Raw genomic sequence first — 1,286 nt, 5'->3', positions numbered from 1 at the left:
GCTTTCTGATGATTTCTGGCGGATCAGCCAGGACGGCTTGGCGGTCACCGGTGCGGCCGCGGCGATCCCGCTGCCGCTGGCGCACACCGTTGAGCTCAACGCCGGCACCGTCGAATCCGACGCCGGCCCAAAGCTGCACGCCACCTGGACCTGGGCGCCGTCGGCGCTGGATCAGGCCCGAGTCAGCCAGCTCAGCCAGCTGTGGCTCGAGGCCCTGGCCGGGATCTGCGCGCACGTCCGGCGTGGTGGGGGCGGGTTGACTCCCTCGGATATCGTCCCCGCCCGGCTGACCCAACAGCAGCTCGACGAGCTGGGCCGGCAATACCGCATCGCTGACGTGTTGCCGCTGACCCCGCTGCAGCAGGGCCTGCTCTTTCACGCCAGCAGCGCGCGGGGTAGCGACGATCTGTATGCGGTGCAGCTGGACATCACCATCACCGGCCCGCTTGACCCGCACCGGCTGCGCGATGCGGTGCACACGGTGATCACCCGACACCCCCACCTGGCGGCCCGATTCTGCGACCAATTCGATGCACCGGTGCAGCTCATCCCGGCCGATCCGGTGGCGCCCTGGGACTATGTGGAGCTCGACGCCAACACCGCCGACCCGGACGTCGAAGAGCAGGTCCAGCGGGTATGTGCCGCCGAACGCGCCGCGGTGTGTGAGCTGGCCGATGAGCCAGCTTTTCGGGCGATCTTGATCCGCACCGGCGCAGACCGGCACCGGTTTGTACTGACCAATCACCACATCGTGCTCGACGGCTGGTCGATACCGATTTTGCTGGCAGAAATATTCGCCGGCTATTTCGGGCAGCGACTGCCCGCGACCGCACCATATCGCCGGTTTGTCACCTGGCTGGCCGATCGAGACCGTGACACCGCTCGCGCAGCGTGGCGCGAGGTGCTCGCCGGTTGTGACACCCCCACCCTGGTCGGCCCGCCGGGCCGGCTGAAGTTGGGGCCCCGAGGCGTTGAACTGGTTCGGGTGCCGGAGCAGATCACCCGGGCGCTGGGCGAGCTGGCCCGCTCGTCTCATGCCACCGTCAACACCGTGCTGCAGGCCGCCTGGGCGCAGTTACTGTGCTCGCTGACTGGCCAGCACGATGTGGCTTTTGGCACCGCGGTGTCGGGACGGCCCGCCGAGGTGGTCGGCGCCGACTCAATGGTGGGGTTGTTGATCAACACGGTGCCGGTGCGGGCGAACATCACCGCGGCGACCAGCACCGTCGATCTGCTCGAGCAGCTGCAAAGCGTCCATAACCACACCCTTGAGCACCAGCACCTGG

At 67.9% G+C, this 1,286-nt stretch carries 1 protein-coding gene; it reads left to right on the top strand.

Going from position 1 to position 1,286, the window contains the following annotated elements; genetic code table 11:
• Window positions 1-256: 256 nt before the first annotated feature.
• On the top strand, window positions 257-1,286 hold a 1,030-nt coding region (locus ACFE99_RS24685; protein ID WP_375489452.1), incomplete at its 3' end, for a condensation domain-containing protein.

It is taken from the genome of uncultured Mycobacterium sp. (assembly GCF_964249325.1).
GTDB lineage: Bacteria > Actinomycetota > Actinomycetes > Mycobacteriales > Mycobacteriaceae > Mycobacterium.
This window is presented reverse-complemented; position numbering and strand designations above follow the sequence as displayed.